This window comes from Paenibacillus sp. NPDC056933 (assembly GCF_042674385.1).
Lineage (GTDB): Bacteria > Bacillota > Bacilli > Paenibacillales > Paenibacillaceae > Paenibacillus.
This window is the reverse complement of record NZ_JBHUQN010000003.1, coordinates 808,795-831,075: the sequence shown is the minus strand read 5'-3', so window position 1 is coordinate 831,075 and position 22,281 is coordinate 808,795. Positions and strand designations below refer to the sequence as shown.

At 46.1% G+C, this 22,281-nt stretch carries 17 protein-coding genes; 2 read left to right on the top strand and 15 right to left on the bottom strand.

The window, feature by feature from the left end:
• Window positions 1-145: 145 nt before the first annotated feature.
• The 7 genes from argH to argC all read right to left on the bottom strand — a co-directional run bounded on the left by argH (window position 146) and on the right by argC (window position 9,396).
• The gene (argH, locus tag ACFTRD_RS23795; RefSeq protein ID WP_090903650.1) at window positions 146-1,549 is read right to left on the bottom strand and encodes an argininosuccinate lyase; all 1,404 of its coding nucleotides are present in this window, start codon (window positions 1,547-1,549) and stop codon (window positions 146-148) included.
• A 106-nt stretch (window positions 1,550-1,655) separates the two neighbouring features.
• Window positions 1,656-2,891 carry an argininosuccinate synthase gene (locus ACFTRD_RS23790; RefSeq protein ID WP_079350374.1) on the bottom strand — a complete coding sequence of 412 codons (1,236 nt, stop codon included), beginning with the start codon at window positions 2,889-2,891 and terminating at the stop codon, window positions 1,656-1,658.
• A 287-nt stretch (window positions 2,892-3,178) separates the two neighbouring features.
• Window positions 3,179-4,147: an ornithine carbamoyltransferase gene (argF, locus tag ACFTRD_RS23785; protein WP_379384333.1), complete on the bottom strand. Its 969-nt coding sequence runs from the start codon at window positions 4,145-4,147 to the stop codon at window positions 3,179-3,181.
• Window positions 4,148-4,339: 192 nt separating this feature from the next.
• Window positions 4,340-5,596: an aspartate aminotransferase family protein gene (locus tag ACFTRD_RS23780; protein ID WP_379384331.1), complete on the bottom strand. Its 1,257-nt coding sequence runs from the start codon at window positions 5,594-5,596 to the stop codon at window positions 4,340-4,342.
• Between the two features lie 345 nt (window positions 5,597-5,941).
• A complete protein-coding gene (gene argB / locus ACFTRD_RS23775) occupies window positions 5,942-6,781 on the bottom strand; it encodes an acetylglutamate kinase (protein ID WP_379384329.1) in 840 nt (279 codons plus the stop codon).
• Window positions 6,782-6,990: 209 nt separating this feature from the next.
• Window positions 6,991-8,229: a bifunctional glutamate N-acetyltransferase/amino-acid acetyltransferase ArgJ gene (gene argJ, locus ACFTRD_RS23770; RefSeq protein WP_379384327.1), complete on the bottom strand. Its 1,239-nt coding sequence runs from the start codon at window positions 8,227-8,229 to the stop codon at window positions 6,991-6,993.
• Window positions 8,230-8,346: 117 nt separating this feature from the next.
• Window positions 8,347-9,396, bottom strand: a complete 1,050-nt coding sequence (gene argC / locus ACFTRD_RS23765; protein ID WP_192271207.1) for an N-acetyl-gamma-glutamyl-phosphate reductase — start codon at window positions 9,394-9,396, stop codon at window positions 8,347-8,349.
• A gap of 330 nt (window positions 9,397-9,726) precedes the next feature.
• On the opposite strand from argC, the gene cls reads away from it, so the two are divergent.
• The gene (cls, locus tag ACFTRD_RS23760) at window positions 9,727-11,175 is read left to right on the top strand and encodes a cardiolipin synthase (protein ID WP_379384325.1); all 1,449 of its coding nucleotides are present in this window, start codon (window positions 9,727-9,729) and stop codon (window positions 11,173-11,175) included.
• A 215-nt stretch (window positions 11,176-11,390) separates the two neighbouring features.
• Here the strand turns inward: cls and ACFTRD_RS23755 are convergent, their stop codons facing one another.
• The 5 genes from ACFTRD_RS23755 to ACFTRD_RS23735 all read right to left on the bottom strand — a co-directional run bounded on the left by ACFTRD_RS23755 (window position 11,391) and on the right by ACFTRD_RS23735 (window position 18,484).
• A complete protein-coding gene (locus tag ACFTRD_RS23755; protein WP_379384324.1) occupies window positions 11,391-12,296 on the bottom strand; it encodes a YitT family protein in 906 nt (301 codons plus the stop codon).
• Window positions 12,297-12,395: 99 nt separating this feature from the next.
• Window positions 12,396-13,509, bottom strand: a protein-coding gene (gene prfB, locus ACFTRD_RS23750; protein WP_247899578.1) for a peptide chain release factor 2 whose coding sequence is annotated in 2 segments (ribosomal slippage) — window positions 12,396-13,436 and window positions 13,438-13,509 — 1,113 coding nt in all. Because the reading frame shifts where the segments join, the coding sequence is not laid out codon by codon here.
• Window positions 13,510-13,951: 442 nt separating this feature from the next.
• The gene (gene secA / locus ACFTRD_RS23745) at window positions 13,952-16,456 is read right to left on the bottom strand and encodes a preprotein translocase subunit SecA (protein ID WP_379384321.1); all 2,505 of its coding nucleotides are present in this window, start codon (window positions 16,454-16,456) and stop codon (window positions 13,952-13,954) included.
• Between the two features lie 850 nt (window positions 16,457-17,306).
• The gene (hpf, locus tag ACFTRD_RS23740; RefSeq protein WP_192271217.1) at window positions 17,307-17,870 is read right to left on the bottom strand and encodes a ribosome hibernation-promoting factor, HPF/YfiA family; all 564 of its coding nucleotides are present in this window, start codon (window positions 17,868-17,870) and stop codon (window positions 17,307-17,309) included.
• Between the two features lie 416 nt (window positions 17,871-18,286).
• Window positions 18,287-18,484: a cold shock domain-containing protein gene (locus tag ACFTRD_RS23735; protein WP_024631599.1), complete on the bottom strand. Its 198-nt coding sequence runs from the start codon at window positions 18,482-18,484 to the stop codon at window positions 18,287-18,289.
• Window positions 18,485-18,811: 327 nt separating this feature from the next.
• Between ACFTRD_RS23735 and ACFTRD_RS23730 the strand changes: the two genes are divergently transcribed.
• Window positions 18,812-19,954 (top strand): DUF4309 domain-containing protein, encoded by a 1,143-nt coding sequence (locus tag ACFTRD_RS23730; protein WP_379384318.1) that lies wholly within the window; start codon window positions 18,812-18,814, stop codon window positions 19,952-19,954.
• Between the two features lie 85 nt (window positions 19,955-20,039).
• Here ACFTRD_RS23730 and fliT read toward each other — a convergent pair whose 3' ends face one another.
• The 3 genes from fliT to fliD are packed head-to-tail and all read right to left on the bottom strand — an operon-like array spanning window position 20,040 to window position 22,277.
• Complete coding sequence (fliT, locus tag ACFTRD_RS23725) at window positions 20,040-20,402, bottom strand: flagellar protein FliT (RefSeq protein ID WP_379384316.1); 363 nt, start codon at window positions 20,400-20,402, stop codon at window positions 20,040-20,042.
• Complete coding sequence (fliS, locus tag ACFTRD_RS23720; protein WP_379384314.1) at window positions 20,392-20,781, bottom strand: flagellar export chaperone FliS; 390 nt, start codon at window positions 20,779-20,781, stop codon at window positions 20,392-20,394. The genes fliT and fliS overlap by 11 nt, the downstream gene beginning before the upstream one ends.
• Window positions 20,782-20,801: 20 nt before the next feature.
• On the bottom strand, window positions 20,802-22,277 hold the full coding sequence (gene fliD, locus ACFTRD_RS23715; protein ID WP_379384312.1) for a flagellar filament capping protein FliD: 1,476 nt from the start codon (window positions 22,275-22,277) through the stop codon (window positions 20,802-20,804).
• Between the last annotated feature and the right edge of the window lie 4 nt (window positions 22,278-22,281).

Here is a 22,281-nt window from a genome sequence, read left to right as displayed (position 1 = left end):
AGAAACATCCGGTGGAACCCGCCAATCCTTACTCAGGCGGACAGTTCATTCGCTGAAACATCGTTCGTAACATAACCAAAAAAGCAGGCCCGTGAAAATTCTCACTGCCTGCTTTTTTGTTTTATTTCAAAAAGATGCCGTAAAATTAACCTCGATTGGTAATCCACTGCTCTGTAATTTCCAGCACCTTTTCACTACGTGCAATCGCCTCAGCCACCTGGTTCGAAGCTGTGCCGCCATACACATTACGAGCATTTACAACCGCTTCCGGTTGCAGGACATCATAGATCCGCTCATCGAACAGCGGGGAGAACTGCCGGAATTCATCAATGGTCAGATCCAGCAAATACTTGCCGTTCTGGATGCAGTACAACACCGTTTTACCGATCACTTCATGCGCTTGGCGGAATGGCAAGCCTTCGCCCACGAGGAAGTCCGCAATATCTGTAGCGTTGGAGAAATCCTGATTGACCGCTTGACGCATCCGACCCTTGTTGACCGTCATCGTGGCAATCATCGGAGCAAACAATTGAAGTGCCCCCTCCAGTGTCGCTACCGTGTCAAACATGCCTTCCTTGTCTTCCTGCATGTCCTTGTTATACGCGAGCGGAAGAGATTTCAGTACGGTAAGCAAACCGATCAGGTTTCCATATACACGTCCGGTTTTACCACGGACGAGTTCGGGAACGTCCGGATTTTTCTTTTGAGGCATAATGCTGCTGCCCGTGCAGAATGCATCATCCAGTTCAACAAAACCAAACTCCGTACTGCTCCACAGCACCAGTTCTTCACTCAGACGGGACAAATGAGTCATGATCAGCGAAGCGGCTGCCAGGAACTCCACAATAAAGTCACGGTCGCTGACCGCATCCAGACTGTTCTCATATACCCCATCGAATCCCAGTTGTTCCGCCACAAAATGACGGTCAATCGGGAACGTTGTGCCCGCAAGTGCACCTGCACCCAGTGGCAGCACGTTAATGCGTTTGTAGCTGTCCATCAGACGCTCCGCATCCCGTTGGAACATTGAGACATACGCCATCAGGTGATGGGCGAACAGAATCGGTTGTGCACGTTGAAGATGCGTATACCCCGGTACAATTGTATCAAGATTGTCTTTGGCTTGTCCGATCAGCGCTTCCTGCAACGAGTGCAGCATGCCAACAAATCCAACCACGCGCTCACGCAGGTACAAGTGCATATCCGTTGCTACCTGGTCATTCCGGCTGCGTCCTGTATGTAATTTGCCGCCTACAGGGCCGATAGTATCGATCAGGTTTTTCTCAATGTTCATGTGGATGTCTTCATCCGATACGGAGAATTCCACTTCGCCTGCACGGATTTTGTGCAGAACGGTGATCAAACCTTCCTTGATCGTCTCTACATCCTCTGCCGGCAGAATGCCGCATTTGCCCAGCATCGTTACATGCGCCAGACTTCCTTGAATATCTTCCTCGGCCAACGCTTTATCAAAGTTGATTGACGCCGTGTATTCCTCAACCAGGTGATTGGTTTGTTTTGTAAAACGTCCTCCCCACAGCTTGCTCACAGTGAGTACTCCCCTTTCGCTCATGGACAAAGCCGCTCCTGCCAGATGTGCAAGAACGGCCCGCCTTGTCAGTTATAATCGTTTATTCTCTGTATGCATGATGAAATTAGTTTTTGTTTTGCTCCACACCGGAGTTTACTTTCAAACGCAGCGCATTTAAGCGGATAAAGCCCGTTGCATCCCCTTGATCATATGCTTGCGTTGGATCAGCTTCCATCGTTGCAATGTCTGGATTGTACAGGCTGACAGGGCTTTTCACCCCTGCGCCGATGATGTTGCCTTTATACAGTTTCACACGAACCGTACCTGTAACATTTTTTTGGCTCTCGGTCACCAGCGCTTGCAGTGCCAGACGTTCCGGTGCGAACCAGAAACCGTTGTAAACGAGTGTGCTGTAGCGTGTGATCAGGCTATCACGCAGGTTCATGACTTCGCGATCCATCGTGATGGATTCCATTTTGCGGTGTGCTGTAAACAGAATGGTTCCGCCCGGTGTCTCGTATACGCCACGGCTCTTCATGCCAACAAAGCGGTTCTCAACCATGTCCACACGGCCGATACCATGCTTGCCACCCAGCTCGTTCAGTTGCTCCATCACTTGCAGTGGGCTCAAACGCTCACCATTCAGTGCAACACAATTACCTTGTTCAAAATCAAGTACAACATATTCCGCTTGATCCGGTGCATCTTCAGGTGCGCTGCTGAGCAGGAACATGTCTTTGTTCTCGTCCGTACTTGGATCGAACCAAGGGTCTTCGAGCACACCGCTCTCATAGCTGATATGCAGAAGGTTACGGTCAGTGGAATACGGTTTCGCCGCCGATGCGGTTACCGGAATCCCATGTTTCTCAGCGTAAGCGATCATCTCCGCACGTCCTGGGAACTGGTTGCGGAACTCTTCCAGACGCCAAGGCGCGATGACCTGAATGTCTGGTGTCAGCGCAGCTGCGTTCAGCTCAAAGCGAACCTGGTCATTCCCTTTACCTGTAGCGCCGTGAGCAATCGCTGTAGCGCCTTCTGCACGAGCGATATCCACCATACGTTTTGCAATGAGTGGACGTGCGATACTTGTACCGAGCAGGTATTGCCCTTCATAGAGGGCACCCGCCTGGAACATGGGATAGATGAAATCTTTTGCGAACTCGTCGCGCAGATCGTCGATGTACACTTTGGAAGCGCCTGTAGCGAGTGCTTTTTCCTCAAGGCCGTCCAGTTCATCCTTTTGTCCGATATCCGCCGTAAATGCGATAATCTCTGCATCATATGTTTCTTTCAACCATTTCAAAATTACAGATGTGTCCAACCCGCCAGAATAAGCGAGTACGATTTTTTCCTTAGCCATGTTCAATGGTCCTCCCCAAGTTCAGTTGCGATAAGTTAAACAAAGCTTTCATACACTGAGCACTACGAGCCAGAAAACCTTTCGATCGCTGTTATCCCCAGATTTTCTTGATTCCCCTTCTTAAAAGGGTAAATCTGGTGATAAAGGCGAACGCTCCGCTTCTTCAGGTCTTTTCTGTCTCTCCGTTTGTGTAACGCTCCTGTTTATCTTACTTTTTAGAGTATAAATAGATAAACCTATCATCGCGAAATCTGTGCCTAAAATCAACCCATTCAGGCAAACAGCTTCTATTCGCTCATTAACGCAGCCATCAATGCTTTCTGTGCATGCAGACGATTCTCCGCCTGATCAAAGATCAGGGAGTTCGGGCCATCAATGACTCCGGCACTCACTTCTTCCCCGCGGTGAGCTGGCAGACAGTGAAGGAACATATAATCCGGCTTGGCGCCTTTCATCAATTCCTCGTCTACCTGATACGCGGCAAATGCCTGCTCACGAATCTTCTGTTCCTCTTCAAAACCCATGCTTGCCCATACATCCGTGTACACGATATCTGCATCTTTCACAGCTTCCTGTGCACTGTACGTTACAATCACCTGTGAGCCGCTCTCCTGTGCAATGCTGCGCGCCTGCTCTACAACTCCGCTGTCAGGCTCATACCCTTCCGGAGTTGCTACTGCAACATGCATGCCCATCTTCGCTGCACCAAGCATAAGGGAATGCGCCATGTTATTGCCGTCTCCAACATAAGCCATTTTCAGACCTTCCAACTTGCCTTTGTGCTCCAATACGGTTTGGAAGTCCGCAAGTACTTGACACGGATGTGCTGCATCGCTCAGACCGTTAATAACCGGAATATCCGAATGTTGTGCCAGTTCAGTCACATTATGGTGTCCAAAGGTACGAATCATGATGCCGTCCAGGTAACGTGACAGGACTTTGGCTGTATCATGTGTCGTTTCCCCGCGACCAAGTTGGATATCGTTTTTGCTCAGGAAGAGTGCGTGTCCACCCAACTGGAACATGCCGACTTCAAAGGATACACGCGTACGTGTAGATGATTTTTCAAAAATGAGTCCGATCGTTTTGCCTTGGAGTGGCTGATACGGAACACCGTTTTTTTGCTTGCCTTTAATCTCAATCGCAAGATCCAGCAAATAGCGGATTTCCTCCGCCGTATAATCTGTAAATTCAATAAAATCACGGCCTCTAAGATCGACCTTCTGTACCTTTTCCGTCTGTTGCGCTTGTGTCATGTTAGTGTTGTCCTCCTTATTTCCGGTTCCCTGCACCCGCATGGGCAGAAGAGTGTAGAAGATTGAGATTTGACCATCCGGCTGCTCACTTTCATCTTCCGCTAGTTTACCGCGCGGCTACAGGGATTCATCATCTTGTTCCGCATCGAGGCCGGTGAAGGCCCCGAGTCAGAAAGGTCGTATAAAGCCTTATTAGGCGTTCTTCGCCGCCACATGCTCTTCAATCAGCGTAGCTACCAGGGATACTGCTTCGTCAATCTCTTCTTTGCTCACATACAGATTCGGAAGCAGACGAATGACATTCGGTCCTGCGGATACAAAGAGAATGCCTCGCTTCTGACCAGCAAGCACGATGTCGCCTACCGCTTCAGCACATTCGATTCCGACCAGCAGACCCATACCCCGTACTTCTTTTACAAACGCATTACCTGTCAGGCGCTCCCGCAGGGAGTTCATCAGGTATTCGCCCATTTCAGCTGCACGCTCTGGCAGGTGGTCTTCCAGCATCGTTTCAATCGTTGCAATGACAACAGAGGAAGCAAGCGGTGTGCCGCCAAACGTCGTTGCATGGCTGCCCGCCGTAAACGCATCCTTCAGATAACCTTTACCCAGCATCGCACCTACAGGGAATCCACTGCCAATACCTTTGGCTACCGTGAAAATGTCTGGCTCAATGCCATAATGCTCATGCGCGAACAGTTTACCTGTACGTCCCATTCCCGTCTGCACTTCGTCTACAATCAACAGCAGTCCGTGCTCTTCACACAGTTTCCGAACATGGTGGACAAAATCCGGCTTGACTGGATGCACGCCACCCTCAGCTTGCACCATCTCCAGCATAATCGCTGCTGTATGGGGTCCAATCGCCGCTTCAAGTGCCGCTGTGTCATGCAATGGTACAGTTACGAATCCGGCTGGCAATGGCAAAAATCCTTCTTTCACCTTATCCTGCCCGGTTGCCGTTAATGTTGCGAGTGTCCGTCCGTGGAAGGACTGGGCAAATGTAATGACTTCGTACCGATCTGTACCCTTCACCTTCTGGTGATAGCGACGAGCCAGTTTAATTGCAGCCTCATTCGCCTCTGCACCGCTGTTACAAAAGAACACGGCATCTGCGCACGTATTTGCTGTCAACAAAGCCGCCGCTTTTTCCTGACCCGGAATCTGGAACAGGTTAGAGACATGCCACAGCTCATCTATTTGAGCTTTCAGCTTGGCTCCTACCTTCTCCGGTGCATGGCCCAGGCTCGTTACAGCCAATCCGCACATAAAATCGAGATAACGGTTGCCCTGATCATCCCATAACCAGCTGCCTTTTCCCTTGACCAGATTAATCGGATAACGCGCATACGTTTGGAAAAGAGAGCTTTCCGTCTGGGCCGCTGCCCCTGTCGCCGCTACGCCCGCTACTGCTGTGCCAGAACCTGGCTGTTCATTGCCTTTTGCCATCACCTTTCACTCCTTCGTTTTATGTGAGTACAGTGGCAGTTATATAAGCCAACCCCGCTTTACACTAGGCCACTTCGATTGCAGTACCATCTTCCGACCGCTGTTATCCCCCGGAATTTTTTAGATCCCTTTATAGAGGGTAAAATCCGGGGATAAAGGCGCAGCATATGCTTTTGAAGCAGCTTTCTTTCAGAAAGCTTTTAGCTTCGCTTCTTCAGGTTATTTCTGTCCTCTACGTTATTGTGTAATGTTTGTTTTTCTTATATAGAAAAGCCTTGTACATCATGTTGATTACTCTGTTATTACAAATTCGGTTATTACAAATTCGGTTATTACAAAATCGCCTTACTGCATACGCATAATTCGGGTTCCGATCGTTTCTCCGCCAAGCACACGGCTCAGGATCTGTGGTTCGCTGCCGTCTACGATGACGACCTCACGCACTTTGCCGTGAATACAAGCGATGGCTGCACGCACCTTTGGAATCATGCCGCCGTAGATTTCTCCAGTTTGGATCATATCCTCAATCTCCTGAACCGAGACGGATGGCAGTACTTTTTTCTCGCCGCCTACGGTCTTCATGATGCCAGGAACATCAGTCACCACGATCATTCGGCTCACCCCGAGATGGGAAGCTACCGCACCTGCAGCTGTATCTGCGTTGATGTTATAACGTTGGCCTGATGCATCCACACCAACTGGCGCAATAACTGGCATATAGCCCATGTTTACGATACCTTGAATAATCTCCGCGTTAACGCCTGTTACGTCACCTACCCAACCGATCTCTGCGTGGTTGCTAACCGGTTTCGCCTGGATCAAACCACCGTCCACACCCGACAAGCCCAGCGCACGTCCACCAACACGTTGGATCAGGCGTACGATCTGTTTGTTAATACTCCCCGCAAGAACCATCTCCACGACATCCAGTACGGGTTCCGTTGTTTTACGCAATCCGTTCACAAACTCGGTCTCAATGCCCAGCTTCGCCAAATTATCCGAGATCGCAGGGCCGCCGCCATGCACGATGACAGGCTGAGTCCCTTGGGACTGCAAGTCACGCAGATCTGCAAAAAAGGATTCAGGCAATGCCGCCAGGGTGCTGCCTCCGCATTTCATGACAAACGTCTGCTTCTCAGCTCCAGATTCAGTTCCGGTACTTTCATTTTGCAATGTTGAATTCATGAGGGCACTCCTTTCGTATTTCGTATAATGAACTATGGATCGTTACACTCGACCACTTCGACTGCAGTACCATCTTTCGATCGCTCTTATCCCCAGATTTTATTGATCCCTTTTTAAAAAGGGTAAAATCCGGGGATAAAGGCGCACGCTACGCTTCTTCAGATTGGTTCTGCATTCTCCGTTAACGTGTAAATATAAATAGTTGCCTATTACGTGCGGTATGCCGCGTTAATTCGTACATAGTCATACGTCAGGTCACAGCCCCAAGCGATGGCTGTTCCCTCGCCGTGGTGCAGATCGACCCCAATGCGTACGGTATCCGTCTGCAAGTAGGCCAACGCTGCTTCTTCGTCAAATAAGACCGGACGAGATTGTGCAAGTACAGAAATCTCTCCCAGACGGATATCAACCGTCTCCGGGTTCACCGGCTGTCCTGCGCGCCCTACGGCTGCAATAATTCGTCCCCAGTTGGCATCCGCGCCAAACATGGCGGATTTCACCAGACTGGAACCAATAACGGTCTTCGCAATCGCTTGCGCGGATTCATCACTTACTGCACCTGTTACCTGTACCTCAACCAGCTTCGTCGCTCCTTCGCCATCACGCGCAATGGCTTTGGCAAGCACTTCGCACACATAAGTAAATCCGGCAGCAAAAGCTTCCCAATCCGGGTGTTCCACAGTCAGCTCTTCATTGCCTGCCAGACCACTGGACATCGCTACAAGCATGTCGTTTGTGCTTGTATCTCCATCCACTGTAATCATGTTGAAGGTATGGTTGGTCGCCTGGCGTAGCAGGCGCTGCAACGCTTCTGCGCCAATGACCGCATCTGAGGTCATAAAGGCCAGCATGGTCGCCATATTCGGATGAATCATCCCCGATCCCTTGGCGGCACCTGCAATCGTAATCGTTTTGCCGTTCACTTCAACGGCGACGCAGGCTTCTTTTTTCACCAAATCGGTTGTCAGAATAGCTTGGGAAAAATGCTCCGCTTCTTCTTCTTCCTTGCCCATGTGTGCCGGAAGGCCGCTAATCCCCGAGTGCACAGCGTCCATCTTCAGCAATTCACCAATGACACCTGTGGAAGCGACAGCAACATCCTCTTCCGCTACACCCAATTCACGCGCAGCCGCCGTACGCATGGCGTAGGCATCCTCTTCGCCTTGTTGCCCGGTACACGCATTGGCGTTGCCGCTGTTCACGATGACTGCCTGAAGGCGTCCATTGCTCAAGCTCTCACGTGTGACTTTCAGAGGCGCAGCCTGGAACACGTTCGTTGTATACACCGCGGCAGCGGTAGCTGGAACGTCACAGCGGATCGCTCCGATGTCGTTGCGAGATGTTTTTTTCAAACCACAATGCAGTCCGCCAGCAGTAAACCCGCGCGGGGTTACAATCGTTCCGTTCTCAACTATCGTAAAAGCCTTTTGCTCCACATTCGTTCCCATATGTTATCCCCCGTTATGCGTTCGGCTGCATGCCGATGATCCGCTCGCTTAGCTTGATCCGATTCTCCTTAGCTGGTTCCGGAATGACGTCTGCACGCTCTTCCACCAAACCAATCCTTACGGATATACCGGCGTCATGTTCAGCCCGAGGTTCTCCTCCCATCCCATCATCAGGTTCATATTTTGAATCGCTTGCCCGGATGCACCTTTCACCAGGTTGTCAATAACCGAAATGATCGTCAAACGACCTGTACGAGGGTCAGCGGCAAATCCGATATCACAATAGTTCGATCCGTACACTTCCTTGGTTGAAGGCCAGATCCCCGGCTCACGCACACGCACGAAAGGCCGATTCTCATAATATTTGCGATACAGATCAATGATTTCACGGTCACTGTGTTCGCCAGTTAGTTTGGCATACATCGTACTCATGATCCCACGCGTCATCGGCACCAGCTGCGTTGTGAATGTTACTGTGACTGGAGTTCCAATGATATTGCCCAGCACTTGCTCAATTTCAGGAATATGCTGATGTTTATTGAGTTTGTATACTTTGAAATTCTCATTCATTTCTGCATAATGATTCGTCAGACTTGTTCCCCGCCCCGCACCCGATACACCGGATTTGGCATCAATGATGATACTGGAAGGATCAATCCATCCCGCCTCAACAGCTGGAATCAAGCCGAGTAACGTAGCCGTCGGGTAACAGCCTGGGTTGGAAATAAAGCTTTTGCCCTTCACTTCGTCTCCATACACCTCTGCCATGCCGTATACCGCCTGTTCCAGCAATGAAGCAGATGGTGCCGGGTGTTTATACCACTCCTCATACACCGTTCCATCCTTGAGTCTGAAATCTCCAGACAGATCAATGACTTTAAGACCTGCTTCAAGCAGGCTCGGAACGAGTTTCGCGCTTACACCAGACGGGGTTGCTGTGAACACCAGATCTGCACGACTTGCGATCTCAGCCGGGTCTACTCCGTCGAGCGGCCTATGAATCACGTCCGTCAAATGCGGGAATCCATCTGCGATGGACTCACCACTGCTGGATGAAGAGATTACCGAAGTAATTTCAACCTGCGGATGGTTCTGGAAAAAACGAATCAGCTCCACCCCGCCGTAGCCGGTGGAACCGACGATTGCCACTTTTAATTTGTTATTCACTCTCGCTCCCCCAATCTCGTTGTATGCGCTACTCATACTGTTCTCCTGCTCTCAATGAGCCTTCATACAGCAATTCCGTCGCTTCTATGCATATTTGTGTATTATTATACGACTCTAGTTATATAAATACAACACTCTCTCATCAATTTCACATGGATTCTTATGGCTCCCGAACATATCTTTCCAACATCTGCGGACGAACCGGGATACTTCTGCTAAAATACGTATTATAGGAAACATTACAACCAGGGTCTAATTCATAATCAATCTACACGAGGAAGGGTTTATGAATGGATTCATGATGGTCATTATGAAACATGGGGGACTACAGTGCATATCGAATCCATTTTACTTGTTGTACTCCTGGGCCTGAATATTATTTTCGCTGCGGCGGTCGTCTTCTTCGAACGAAAGGATGCGAGTGCATCCTGGGCCTGGCTGCTCGTCTTGAACTTTATTCCGGTGTTCGGGTTTGTACTCTATCTATTAACAGGGCAAAATCTGACGCGCTACCGGCTTTTCCAGTGGAAAGAGCGCAAGAAACTCGGGCTTGAAGAACGTATTGCTAGCCAGCTTGAACAGCTGCACGACAATCGGACACCGTTCCGTAACCAAGCGACAGAGAGCAGTCAGGACATGATCTATATGAACCTGAAGCAGAACGATGCTCTACTGACTGAAGACAATGCGGTCGAGATTATTACCGACGGGACAGACAAATTCCAGCGATTACTCGATGATATCGAGGCAGCGAAGGATCATGTTCATGTGCAATATTACATTTATAGAGGTGACCGACTCGGCAAAAGAATCCGGGATGCACTCATCCGCAAAGCGCGGGAAGGCGTCAAGGTTCGTCTGCTATATGACGCGCTGGGATCGCGGCGGGTATCCAAACGCTTTTTCAAAGAGTTGCGCGAAGCAGGTGGCCTGGTTGAAGTCTTTTTCCCATCCAAATTCAGTCTGATCAACTTGCGTATGAACTATCGAAATCATCGTAAAATTGTCATCATTGACGGTAACCTCGGATATACAGGCGGGTTTAATGTAGGAGATGAATATCTTGGTTTGAACTCCAAGTTCGGATACTGGCGAGATACTCATTTGCGTATTCAGGGGAACGCTGTTCATGCGCTTCAGACCCGTTTTCTTCTGGATTGGAATGAAGCGTCCAAACAGCATGATACTCCGTATGTTCCGGCGCATTTCCCTCATATTGAGGGGACAGGAACAACGGCCATGCAGATTGTGTCCAGCGGACCGGATGCAGAGACAGAGCACATCAAGAATAGTTATCTGAAGATGATCAATGGAGCCAAACACTCCATTCTGATTCAGACGCCTTATTTTATCCCGGATGCCAGTGTATTCGAAGCCATTCGTCTTGCGTGCCTGTCAGGGATTGATGTTCGCATTATGATTCCCAATAAACCGGATCACGCCTTCGTATATTGGGCTACGCTATCTTATATCGGTGAGTTATTAAAAGTGGGCGCTACCGTATTCATCTACGATAATGGCTTCATTCATGCCAAAACGCTTATTATCGACAGTATGGTCGCATCTGTGGGAACGGCTAATATTGATTACCGCAGCTTCCGACTGAACTTTGAGGTCAATGCTTTTATGTATGACGAAGCGATTGCGACTGCACTTGTGCAGACGTTTGAGCATGATCTTCTTGTATCCCGTGAGATGACGCTGGAGGAATACAACAATCGTAGTCTGAAAATTCGCTTCAAAGAGGCCATATCTCGACTGCTGTCTCCGATTTTGTAATAGCAGAAGCGTTGTAGACTGAACAGACAATCTGCCGATTCATGTTATTCGGTGATTTTTACTGTCCATAACGTCCATCGATAAGATTTCAATTTAATTGTCGCTATAGGTAATTTCAATATAAAAGCAGGGACACCCTCGCCAGATCTGGCTGAGACGCTCCCTGCTTTTTTTCTATATAGATGATTCATGGAATATACTTGTGGCACGTGTGCTTACGTGTGTTCGCGCTTAAACCCTTCGCCGAGCACTTCATGCGCATTACTAATGATGACAAAAGCCCCGGGGTCTACCGACCGGATTAATGCTTTCAGTCGCGGCACCTCATTTTGCCCAACCACAACCATCAGTACGGTTCGCTGATCGTCAGTGTATCCACCTTTTGCCTCCAGCTTCGTTAATCCGCGATCCAGATCTTCGAGAATCACCTTCGTAATCGGTTCGATCTGGTTAGAGATAATGTACGCCACCTTGGAGTACCCCAATCCCATCTCGACGGCATCAATGACTTTCCCCGTAACATACAACCCAATCAGCGCATAAAGCGACTGCTCCAATGACAATACAAAGGCAGCCATAATGATGACTGTAGCATCCATAATCACGACGCAAAGAGAGTAACTCAGTCCACTGTATTTTTGCACGATTCTGGCGAGGATGCTCATGCCTCCTGTTGAACCTCTCCCCCTGTATACAATCCCAATACCAAGTCCAACCCCAATTCCTCCATAAAGAGAACCGAGCAGCGGATTCGTTGTTGGAATAGCCCAGTCTTTCGTGAGATAGACAAACAGTGGAAGCACAATACTGCCAAGCACTGAACGGATACCATACTGCTTGCCAATCAGGAGAAAACCTGCGATCAGAAGCGGAATATTAATGGCCCACTGGGTATATGCCGGTTCAAGCCCCAGCCAATGTTTGCCCAATATCGATAACCCGGATACTCCGCCTGACGCAATCTGGTTTGGAAGTAAGAATAAATTAAAGGCCACGGCAATCAAAAACGAACCTAAAATGATGGATGCGGTATCCACAACATTTCTCCAGGGGCCGTTCAGGGGGATGAGGGTGGTCCACCTCTTTTTGCGATTATTGTGTAAATGCTGTTGCTGCTGCATGTCATCGTGCTCTCCTTTTTTTGTATATATGCTCAAAAAAAAGCCCCTGTATACACCAGCATACGCCTACACGTATCGGGTCTATACAGGAACTTTTGATTAATCGGTATCTACTTTAATCTGGCTGCGCAAATAACCATCGATGAATCCATCGAGGTCGCCATCCATAACTGCTCCTGTGTTTCCAGTCTCCACGCTCGTACGGTGATCCTTTACCATACTATAGGGATGGAATACATAGGAGCGAATCTGGCTACCCCACGCAATATCCGACTGTTCTCCTCGGATTTCGTCCAGCTGTTGTTTTTGTTCTTCAATTTTACGTTCATACAATTTGGAACGAAGCATCGTCATCGCTCGCTCACGGTTCTTGATCTGTGAACGTTCATTCTGACACGTTACAACCACACCTGTTGGAAGGTGAGTAATCCGTACGGCTGAGTCGGTGGTATTGATATGCTGTCCACCCGCGCCACTCGCACGATAGGTATCAATCTTGAGATCTTCTGTTCGAATGTCCAATTCAATCGTGTCATCAATCTCAGGCACCACATCACAAGATACAAAGGAAGTATGCCGACGCCCTGAGGAGTCAAAAGGTGAGATCCGCACCAACCGGTGAACACCCTTCTCAGCTTTCAGATACCCATAAGCGTTGTGCCCCTTGATGGATAACGTGACACTCTTGATTCCTGCTTCATCTCCTGCCAGATAATCCAGCACCTCAACTTTGAAGCCACGTTTCTCGGCCCAGCGTGTATACATCCGCATCAGCATCTGTCCCCAGTCCTGTGACTCGGTACCCCCAGCACCCGGGTGAAGCTCGAGAATGGCATTCATCTTGTCATACGGCTGATTCAGGAGAAGCTGTAGCTCGAACTCTTCTACCTTGCTCACGATGGCCGTCACACTGTTGGCGATTTCCACAGCAAGATCATCATCGCCTTCTTCATCAGCTAGTTCTGCCATCATGACCGCATCGTCATAATCCTGCTGCAGCTTGGTATACTGGTCCACAGATCCCTTCACTGCGTTTAGCTCGGCGATTACGGATTGCGCCTTATCATTATCATCCCAGAAATCCGGGGCAGACATCTTCACTTCGAAGTTCTCGATCATCTCTTGCTTCAGATCTAAGTCAAAGAGACCCCCTAAGATTTGTTAGTTTCTTGCCTATTTCACGCAGGTCCTGCTTCACGCTTGGATCGATCATGTGCAATTCCTCTTTTCATTAAGATAAGCTCCCCGCATCCAGGGCATTCCTTAAGATCAAGTATCCGATGTTTCACCTTGGAGTCCAGGTTACCTTTATATCGGCAATCCTCTTCTCCATGAACATGGTCCCATAGTTATAACTATGCACCAATGACAGGTTGTGCATCCTTCACTTGATCATTTAGAATACCCGGCCGCAAGGAGCCGTTCATGTCATTCTATTTAAGTTGATCCAGCATTCGTTACACCTTACCACTCCAATTACAGTAGCATCTTCCGATCGCTCTTATCCCCAGATTTTCTTGATTCCCTTTCACAAGGGAAAAATCCGGTGATAAATGCGAACGCTTCGCTTCTCCAGATTGCTTCTGCACTCTCCGTTATGGTGTAAAAAATTCAGATCCAACTTATACGCAGGGTAATATATGAGAGTCGTTTGACTACTCTTGACCGTGACAGTGTTTGAACTTTTTGCCGCTGCCACATGGACATGGGTCGTTACGTCCGATCTGGTCAGACACTTTTACCGGACGTTTCTCCGTAGGTTCGCCGCTAGTTGAGATTTGACTTTCGTCCACAACCGCCTGACGCTCCTGATTGCTCTCGATTTGCGCTCTCATCACATAGGTTGCCACTTCTTCCTGGATCGAAGCAATCATCTGATGGAACATTTCGAAGCCTTCGAACTGGTACTCACGCAGCGGATCTGTACCGCCGTAGGCACGAAGGTGGATACCTTGACGCAATTGATCCATCGCATCAATGTGATCCATCCATTTGCTATCTACTGCACGGAGCACAACCACTTTCTCGAACTCACGAACCATCTCTTCACCGATTCGCTCTTCACGCGCATTGTACTTGTTCTGAACTTTCTCAAACAGATAATCGATAATCTCTTCGGCTTCCTTGCCCCACAGATCATCCTTCGTTACGGAACCTTCATCCAGCAATTTGCTGTTCATGTAGTCGGCGACTTCCTGCAGTTCCCAGTTTTCTGGAATATCGTCACTGCAATGAGCTTCCACGATACGTTCAATGGAAGGTTTGATCATATCCATAACGATCTGTTTGATATTCTCGGACTCAAGCACCTCGCGGCGCTGTTTATATATAATTTCACGTTGTTGGTTCATGACATCATCATATTGGAGAACGACTTTACGTACGTCAAAGTTATTACCTTCAACCCGTTTTTGTGCCGACTCTACCGCACGGGTAATCATCCGGCTCTCAATTGGTTGGTCTTCTTCAAAACCAAGACGCTCCATCATGTTCAGTACATTATCTGCACCGAAACGTCTCATTAGCTCATCACCCAGTGACAGGTAGAACTGTGTGGAACCTGGGTCACCCTGACGTCCTGCACGTCCGCGCAGCTGGTTATCAATCCGGCGAGATTCGTGACGCTCTGTACCAATGATGTGAAGACCGCCCACTTCAGCAACACCTTCGCCCAGGATAATATCTGTACCCCGTCCAGCCATGTTGGTTGCAATCGTCACCGCGCCTGCTTGGCCTGCACCTGAGATGATTTCCGCTTCTTCAGCGTGGTACTTGGCATTCAGTACCTGGTGTCTGATTCCACGGCGTTTCAGCATGTCCGAAAGACGCTCGGAGTTCTCAATCGATACCGTACCAACCAGAACCGGCTGGTTCTTGCTGTGACGTTCCACGATTTCTTCCACAACCGCTTTGAACTTGCCGTCGATGCTCTTGTACACCACATCAGCCATATCATTCCGTTTATTCGGACGGTTGGTTGGAATTTGCAATACTTCAAGACCATAGATTTTTTTGAACTCTTCTTCCTCAGTCTTCGCTGTACCCGTCATTCCCGCAAGCTTGCGGTACATCCGGAAATAGTTCTGGAATGTAATCGTAGCAAGTGTCATGCTCTCGTTCTGTACTTCAATGCCTTCTTTGGCTTCAATCGCCTGGTGCAATCCATCGCTATAACGACGGCCTGCCATCAGACGGCCAGTGAACTCATCGACGATCAGTACTTCCTCATCACTCACCACATAATCGACGTCACGGCGCATGATTACGTTGGCTTTCAATCCCTGTACGATGTGATGGTTGAGCGTAACATTGGCATGATCATACAAGTTTTCGATACCAAACGCTTTCTCCGCCTTCGCCACACCAGCTTCAGTCAACGCTACGGATTTCACCTTGATGTCCACCGTAAAGTCTTCTTCCGGAACCAGACGTTTCACAAAACGATCAGCTGCATAGTACAGATCTGTCGATTTCTGAGCTTGTCCGGAAATGATCAGAGGTGTACGTGCCTCATCGACCAGAATGGAGTCCACTTCATCAATGATACAGAAGAACAATGGACGCTGTACCATCTGCTCTTTGTACAACACCATATTGTCACGCAAATAGTCAAAACCGAATTCGTTATTCGTTCCGTACGTAATATCACATGCATAAGCATGTTGCTTCAACGCATGGTCCATACCGCTCAGGTTAACCCCTACCGTCATGCCCAGGAATTCATAAATTTGTCCCATTTCCTGGCTATCCCGTTGAGCCAAATAATCATTGACCGTTACCACGTGTACACCTTTGGACATCAATGCATTCAGGTATACCGGGAGCGTTCCTACCAGTGTCTTACCTTCACCCGTTTTCATCTCTGAAATCCGGCCTTCATGCAAGGCAATGCCTCCGAGCATCTGTACGTCATAGTGACGTTTGCCCAGTACACGGCGAGATGCCTCACGTACGGTTGCAAATGCCTCTGGAAGAAGTTCGTCCGTGGTTTCTCCCTTTTCAATGCGGGCACGGAATTCATCCGTTTTGGATTTCAGTTGTTCATCAGACAGAGCCTGAAATTGTGGTTCCAGTTTATTGATCACATCGACTGTCTTCATCAGACGTTTAACATCACGTTCGTTCATGTCGCCGAAGATCTTTTTGACAAGTCCTAGCATGGTATACCCCTTTCGTGCAAAACAGAATAGACCCCCTGCTGCCGCCACGCGACACCATCGGATGGATATGTATCCACTTGCCCGGGGGTGACAAACGATATAAATAATATAAGTGAATCAACTCCAGGCTTGCCAAGGTTCCTTCATGAAGCTGATTCGGTAATTCATCCGGATCCGGTTATTAGAAACAACCGAATACCGAGCCTTATGAATCATGTTCATGGTGCTGTGCCTGTCATTGATTATGATTAGTGATCATTCGTTGACAATTCCTCATCAGGACAATGATTCTCTTTGTATAAATTGTAACAGTTTGTAAGGGTCCCCGCAACAAGCCACGGTACACTTCTTTGAACTTCTGACGCCTCTCGGAAGGAGAATAAGTGCAAAAAATCATAGTCGTTAGCGGAAGCCTTAAATTATGCCGTTTCATTTGCCAGAAAGATAAGCCATGTTAACGAAGTTTGGTGGTAAATTTGGATGAAAATCTCAATATAGAGAAAAAGAATACATCTGAGAATTATATCTGCCCTGACATCTTCGTGCTATGAAAATTTAGTATATCCTTTCCACGGATCTATCGCATTTCTACTATCTATTAGACGCAGCAGCATGGGAAATAGTTTCACAATCTTGCTTTAGCGACTTTTTTCCAGCCCCCGCCGCGCGCCAAAGAGCCCCATCCCATAAAGGATGGAGGCTCTTGTTAGTTTTTCAATTCCAATACAGGAAGCATTGTGTCCCTGTCATTATTCGTTATCATTAAGTAATCACTTTTTCTTTTCAAACATAGGTTTAGTCATTCATAGATTCAGTCATTAAAACTAGGCTAGGTATTATCATCAATCCATTAACCTTGTTCGATCAAACCGTATTTTCCATCATTCCGTTTGTACACAACGCTAACTTCTTCATTCTCAATGTTGGAGAATACGAAGAAATTATGGCCAACCATGTTCATTTGGAGAATGGCTTCTTCCACGTCCATCGGTTTCAACATAAACCGTTTCGTCCGAACCACTTCCAAATCATCGTCATCCGTTTCCGTATCCAGTTCAGCAGTAGCCACTGTGCCTGTCGGATCTTCCACGAAGAGCGTTTTCAGGCTGCCTTCCTGGCGGAACTTACGGTTAATTTTCGTTTTGTGTTTACGGATCTGGCGTTCCAACTTGTCTACCACGGAGTCAATGGAAGCGTACATATCGTCACTCTCATCCTCGGCGCGGAGCACAAAGCCTTTCAAAGGGATCGTCACTTCTACCGTATGCAAGCCTCTCGTCGTGCTCAATGTAACAGCACCGTCAGAGTTAAGGGGTGCATCGAAATACTTCTCGAGTCTACTCAACTTTTTGTCGACATAATCCTTCAAAGCATCGGTAACCTCGATTTGTTGACCTCGAATACTTAAATTCATAGGGCACTCCTCCTTTTCCTTTGCCACTTCATTATAACACGAATGTAAGCGCCATGTAAAAACTCCAGGTGACCGAATAATGACATCTGTTCAAGTCACATCTGCCAACATAGGCTTACCGCCATATTTCGCGATATTTCTCCATTTTGAGGCATAATCATTCATTAACATGGATTGTCTTAATAGGCGCTTGATGATGTAATTAACCGTTTCCGAGCTCCTTCAATCTATTCTGTAAAATGAAAATTAATTTACCTGTTGTATCTGCCAGACTCCTACGAATATTGACCTCAACTGATCCTCAAATCTCGAATCTATTAAACAAAAAAAGACCCCGGAAAAACCGGAGTCTGATGCTAGCGATAATTCAATTGGTAACCATCTAACCATATATGTAGGTCGGATTGTCCGGATGATTATAATTTGATTACGTTAGCTGCTTGCGGTCCACGCGCGCCTTCGACGATGTCGAATTCTACGGATTGACCTTCTTCCAAAGTTTTGAATCCTTCGGATTGAATTGCGGAGAAATGTACGAATACGTCGCCGCCGTCTTCAGTTTCAATGAAACCGTAACCTTTTTCTGCGTTGAACCATTTTACTTTACCTTGCATGCACTAACATTCCCTTCGTCATCAAATGAAGTGAGGTTGTGTCAAAGACCCTTGCTCACAATTCAGATGATACCATCCAAACTTATCCATTGTCAATTGGTAAAGTAAATGTTTTCTTGGAATTTTTTGTAGATTAATTGGGGGTTTTGTTGAATGGTGGGGGATTGTTAATAATGAGGGTTGTTAGTCTAGTGATAGATCTATTTTTATGTATTAATTACAGATTTATTTGGAATTACTCTGCTGTGCGAATAACAGCAAAAATGATACAATTTATAAAGTTTCAAATTACATATTTTCACTACAATAGCCAGAGGAGAATCAACGATGATCTATTCAAAGTATTACAGAAAGTGGAGCTTACTAGCAATACTAATTTTCGCCAGTATCACATTATGCACATTACTAATGCTACCGACAACTGCCGCTGCAAAAGAAAAACAAATCTCTGCCGATCAACTCAAAAGTAAGAGCCGTCTCTCCTTCACACTGCGGGATGCAAATCAAACGTCTTATACCGTTTATCTATTCGCGGATGATGAGCAGAAATTTACCCTTACAGAGCCTAATGACTGGACAAACAATAAAACAGGCGACAAAAGTTATTCTGGAACGTATCGTGCAGCGCTTCTAAAAAAAGGAGCTAAGTTCGGAACCATTCAAACTACAAAATTACCTATTGAAACTATTATTTTGCCTCAGACCTGGAATTATACAATTAAAGGGAAAGATGCAGGAACGCCTGACATGTTAATGCTTACAGATTGGGGTACTTCCAACTTTAATGAGGTACACACTTATATAATCCGTTCTGGTGTGTTGCAACCAATAAAATTCACCGACAATAAAGGCAAAAAGATTTCCGACACATACTGGGCTCTCAGAAATGATGGTATCCGCAGTTTGTCAGGTTCCAGAGTACAATTCAAATATTATAACAATATGCAATTCAAGTATGCAGTTGATACATTTAAGCTAAATGTTAGCAAGCTGGAGCTGCGTCTCTGCGATACCCGTTATTTGGATCAATCGTCTTGGCCAAACTCCGGAATGGGGGATCGAGCCTATCTGGAGAGTCTTAAGGCCGCTGCATCAAAGGGCATGCTGCCAGGTCGATCTGACATCAAGATTGGAATGACTCTCAAGTCCGTGCAGAGTAATCTAAATAAACCTAAGTCTCGTGGAAACGGGGAATGGGGAGCATTTTATTACTATCCTCAATTTGGCTTAGGCTTTGATTCGTATATGCATGAACTTAATGCCAAGTCACGCATTGCCATTCTGCAACTATACAACGAGAAACAGAATCTCGCCCCACAGAATGTGCGGCTCTGGCTGGGTAAACCTTATAATGAATATTATAACGAAGCGGCCGGTGGATATGAAATGACCTATAGATTGGGGAAACATACATTAGTGTTTAATTATGAAGAAGAGGACGATTTAATCGATTTTACGAATATTTATTGATTATCATTGGCTAAAAAGAAAATAGTTTTTCTAGAAAAACAGAGGAGCCTTGTGGAATTTATCCACAAGGCTCCTCTGTAATATACTATTTCCTTCTATCCATTAAATAACTATCAGGTGCATATTTAGAATCATAAGCATTTCTTTGTGATTTAGCTCGACTACGTTGGACTAGCCAATCTTTGGCTTCTTCTTTAAGAAATTGCATACGCTGGTTTATCTGAGCATCGTGACTTAATATACGTTTCAACATTTGTTTTTGTTCTACAGTAATTACTTGTCCATCCAGCATCTTGAGTAAATGATCTACATGATCCTGACGTTCTTCTACAAATCTCTCAACTTCTTCATAGTCAGTCTCATCAAGTTGTAAAATGAATTGCTGTGTTTTTCGCTCTAACTGGGTAAGACTTTCCTCTAACATATCACCGATACTATTACTCACCATGTAATTGCATACCTGCTGTTTGTTTAGTTACTGTGATCCAGGTTTCACGAAGCTCTTGGAGGTAACCCAAGACCTCTTCACCTGATTCCACTTTCTTTTTAATGTTCGTTTGAATAAGCAAATAGTTCATATATTCATAAAGAGAATACAAATTTTTCGAAATATCATAAGAACGATTCAATGTAGACATTAGCTCGCTTATGATGGTTTGAGCTTTCCCTAAGTTCATATTTGCTTTAGCGTAATCATTCGAAGATATTCCATCCAAGCCAGCCTTAACAAAACGAATAGCACCATCATATAACATGATGACAAGCTGTCCAGGAGTAGAAGTTTGCACTGATGAATTTTTATATTTTTCATAAGGAGATGTAATCAAGTTAGATCATCCTTTCTTCACTATTGTAGATAACTTGTTAAGCTTGATGATTGTGATTGGTACTTATTCATTGCAGACTCCATTGCTGTAAATTGTTTATAGTAACGCGTTTCAGCATCTTTCATTTTGCGTTCGAACTCCGTAATTCGACTTTTATATTCTTTAAGTTGTTTTCCCATTATACTATCAACGTTCAAAGAAATACTCGCATTTGAATCGTATTTTGAAGTACCTACCTTCTTAGCAAACATATCTAACGGAGTGTTAAGCTGGCTTCTTAATTCACTGAATATAGGTTTTTTAGTACCGTCTGACCCAGACCCTTGGAAAACACTCAATACTTTATCTGGATCTGCAGTTAAAGCTGCCTTCAATTTTTCTTCATTAATTTGCAACTTACCTTTCTCATAATACTGTCCAGTTGTAATACCAAAAGAACTTAAATCGCCTAATTGCCCTGCTATAACCATGCGCATTGAAGAAACAGCCGTACTAAGAATCGAATCATTCTTTAGTAATCCACTTTTGGACTTTTCTTCCCAATTTTTTATCTCGTCTTCCTTCATGTCTTTCTTCTGATCCGCTGTCAATGGAGCAAAATCACGAAATTTTTGTTCACTTAGTTTGGTATTCATCATTCCCAGTAGTTCATTATATGTGTCCACAAAGGATTTTATCGTTTCCATCGCTTTGGCAGGATCAGATTGAGTTGTAACTTTTACAGGATTATTAGAATCAGTTTTCTCTAAAAGAGTAAGTTTCACACCATTCACAGTAAGCGTATTGCCTTCGGGGCTATACGTTTTTTCAGTTCCATCATTTAAGTTTTTTACTTTAACAGAACCGTTTACAGCAGCATTCACATCTGCTGAACCTGTACCTGTTTTTAATAAAGCAAGTAAAGTATTTGTAGCACCGTCTTGTAATTTAATATTGTTTTTTGTCCCATATTCTTTTGCAGTTATTGAAAATTTCCCACTTATTTCATCAAAGGATGCTGTTACATTTGCTCCTCCAGAATTGATTTTAGCGATTACTGTTGTAATAGAATCCGTACTGTTAAATTTAATATTTTTATCATTGATATTTAACTCATATTCTCCTGGTGTGTCGCTTCCGGCGATCTCTCCTAAGGTAGTACTAAGTGTAGCATTCAATGTTTCATTCGCTTTAGTACTTAAATGAGATTGGGCTGCCAATTGGGTGATCTCAACCGACATCGGTGTAGAACTTGCATTAGAATTGGCATCTGCTTTAAGAGCAGTAGTATTTCCAGAAATTGTTGAAAGTTTGGTGTTCATTGCTTCTGACCTATTCATTTTTTGTAATTTATCACTAAGTTGCACAATTTTACTATTCAGTTCACGATAACTTTCTCGTGTCCACTCCAAAATTTGTTTTTGTTGATTTAGTTTATTTAATGGTAACTTCTTCGCAGTCATTAATGATGTCACCATACTATCTATATCCATACCAGAAAAGCCATTTATACGCATTACA